Consider the following 2,987-nt stretch of genomic DNA (forward strand, 5'->3'; position numbering starts at 1 on the left):
ATAATCACGTAAGGAAAGATAACATCAGCAAGCAAATTCAGTATCTATTACTTTTTTCTTTTTTCGTCTGTTTATCTTATCCATTAGTAGGTATTTTTGTATTCAAATCTTTCAATATTTTTGACGGCATTACATTATTTTCCATAATATCATCAATAATATCGATAGTTATAAATGCAATAATTCTTTACTTATATAGGAAATTAAAATAATGAAAGAACTCCAGCGATATAAGCCAGAGATGTATCTTTTAGCAGCGCAAACTACGGTGGTAATTTCTGGAATTTCCATACCAAGCATCACTGGTAACAGGAAGTAAATCCAGAAAATCAGCATAATGACTGGAATTACCCGGAAAAATCCCAATACCGCGGCAGGCTTCCGCTGCTTCACCCTCTTTTCCGATTTCAGCAAAGTTTGATTCACCGCCTCAACCAATCACTTTGGCTATCGGATAATGCTCACGCAGATGCTGCACGATTGCTAGGTTGGGAACGCAATACTATTACACGAAAACTGAAAGAGCTAGAGTTGAAGTAAGGAGATAATATCTCCAGCCCTATCGCCACTTTGTGGAATTTAATATATTAAATTCCCCATTATCAGGATTAAATAACCGATCTCGATCACATTTTACACTATCCATTCAGACAATAAAATAATACCACATTAGAATAGTTTAATAATGTTATTATCAAGCTATTAAGATTATTTATGGGAAGCCGTTTTCTTTATCACCGAAGCCTGACAGGACTTATCCTGCTGGCAATTTCTGAACTGCTCTATGCCTCAACACCGATCAGCCCTGCGGCTCAAGAAACGATCACGCAACAACAAAAAGCATTACTGCAACAAGCCCAACAGCAAAGGGAAACGCTGCGCAACAACATCACTTTACCTCCATCACCCGATGTAGCACCGAGTACAGCAGGATCTATCTGCCACACCATTCACCGAATTGAATTTGACGGTGCAAAAAGCCTGCCTCGATCAGTCAAACAGCACTTAACACGCCCTTATTTATCCCACTGCTTATCTTTGCAGGACATTAATGCATTGGTACGAAAAACCACTAATGCCTATATTGAACGGGGTTATGTCACTTCCCAAGCCAGACTCAGCGCACAGGATTTATCCTCCGGTATTCTCATTATTACGGTCAATGAAGGCAAAATTGAATCAGTCAGCCTGGACGGTGAAACACCTCTCTCGTTGAAAATGGCTTTTCCGAGCATAGTGGGTAAAACGCTTAACCTGCGAGATATTGAACAAGGCATGGAGCGTTTAAATCGCCTGCCGTCTCAACAAGTGACCATTGATATTCAGCCGGGAAAACAATCGGGTTATTCCACGGTTATTTTAAAACGAACATCGATTCGCTTACCCATTAGTGCCAGTTTGGGAGCGGATAACAGTGGTCAAAGAAGTACCGGCGCCGGGCAAATCAATACCAGCGTGAATCTGGATAATCCATTACATCTTGCTGATCAGTGGTCATTATCCGCCAGCCGTAACAGTGACTTCCGCAATAGCCATCAAAGCCGCAGCCTCTCTGCCAATGTGACGATTCCTTATGGTTACTGGTTATTCAGTTATCAATATGCATGGAATGATTCTTTTCAGAATATCCCGACGGGTTCACAAACCTATCGCTACACCGGCGACAGTCAGACTCACCGGCTGGCAGTAAACCGGACGTTATATCGTGATGGAAAACAGAAACTGGCGTTGGATATGGGGCTGACACGCCGTCGGACCACCAATTTACTGGCAAAAGAAACATTATCCATCAGCAGCCCGACACTGAGCACAATCAACCTTGGCGTTAATTACAGTACTGTGCTGGCAGGAAGCTATGTCACTTTCAACCCGACGGTAAGCCACGGTTTACAAGCATTTGGCGCCACCAAAGACGATCCGCGTTTCTCAGATGCGCCACGTAGTCAATTTCGCAAATTCAGCCTTAGCGCCAGCTATTTCATGCCTGTCACAGACTCCATTTATTACCTGTCATCGATTTACGGCCAGACCACGCCAGACAACCTTTACGCCAGCGAACGTCTCTCACTGGGCGGACAATATTCCGTTCGGGGATTCAAAGAACAATATCTCACCGGCAACCGCGGCGGATATTGGCGCAACGAGCTAAACTGGCGGGTATCAAAACTTCCTATTCCAGGCGAACTCATTTTAACCGGAGCGCTGGATACTGGCTGGTTACAGAAAAAAACCGGACAAATCGAGGGCGGCAATGTCACCGGCGCGGCTCTGGGCTTATCACTGACTCACCCTGGATTCAACCAAACCATCACTATTGGGAAGCCCCTCATTCACCCTGATCACCTAAAACCGGATCACTGGGTCACTTATTGGTCAGCATCACTGACTTTGTAACACTTAAATTAAACAAAAGGGATAGTATGATGAGTAAACGCAACAGCTCGGTGGCGAGAGGCACGAGTTATCTTTTAATTTACCTTACCGCCATTCAGCCGCTTCACCCGGCGATTGCCGCGGGGATCACACCGGATAATAACCATACGCAGGTACAAAATCAGGGCAATGTCCCGGTTGTCAATATTGCCACGCCGAATGACGCGGGGATATCCCACAACACCTATAAAGAGTTCAATGTCGCCACTCAAGGTGCTGTGCTTAATAACGCCACGCAAGCGGCTCAATCGCAACTGGCCGGGCAACTTAACGCTAACCCTAATCTGCATGGAAAAGCGGCGGAACTGATTATTAATGAAGTGACCGGCAGCGGACAATCTAACCTGCAAGGCCAGTTGGAGATTTTCGGCCATAAAGCCAATATGATGATTGCCAACCCCAACGGCATTACTTGTGATGGCTGTGGTTTTATTAATACTTCGAGTGCAACACTGACCACGGGTAAACCCCAATTTGATAAACAGGACGCGTTGGAAGCATTGGAGGTTAAAACAGGCCAAATCACTATTGGCGGTAAAGGGTTAGATGGCAAG

Annotated in this window: 3 protein-coding genes and 1 pseudogene; 3 read left to right on the plus strand and 1 reads right to left on the minus strand. The window is 44.9% G+C overall.

The window, feature by feature from the left end; all coding sequences use genetic code 11:
• Positions 1-255: 255 nt before the first annotated feature.
• Positions 256-375, minus strand: a pseudogene (locus tag LGZ98_RS23220) (amino acid ABC transporter permease); the annotation flags it as partial.
• A gap of 42 nt (positions 376-417) precedes the next feature.
• Here LGZ98_RS23220 and LGZ98_RS24395 point away from each other — a divergent pair.
• The 3 genes from LGZ98_RS24395 to LGZ98_RS23230 all read left to right on the plus strand — a co-directional run.
• Positions 418-540: a helix-turn-helix domain-containing protein gene (locus tag LGZ98_RS24395; protein WP_387493031.1), complete on the plus strand. Its 123-nt coding sequence runs from the start codon at positions 418-420 to the stop codon at positions 538-540.
• A 174-nt stretch (positions 541-714) separates the two neighbouring features.
• The gene (locus LGZ98_RS23225; RefSeq protein ID WP_262978673.1) at positions 715-2,394 is read left to right on the plus strand and encodes a ShlB/FhaC/HecB family hemolysin secretion/activation protein; all 1,680 of its coding nucleotides are present in this window, start codon (positions 715-717) and stop codon (positions 2,392-2,394) included.
• Positions 2,395-2,423: 29 nt separating this feature from the next.
• Positions 2,424-2,987: filamentous hemagglutinin N-terminal domain-containing protein (locus LGZ98_RS23230; protein ID WP_262978674.1), on the plus strand; the 564-nt coding region annotated here is incomplete at its 3' end.

The organism is Photorhabdus kayaii (assembly GCF_025384895.1).
GTDB classification, from domain to species: Bacteria; Pseudomonadota; Gammaproteobacteria; order Enterobacterales; family Enterobacteriaceae; genus Photorhabdus; species Photorhabdus kayaii.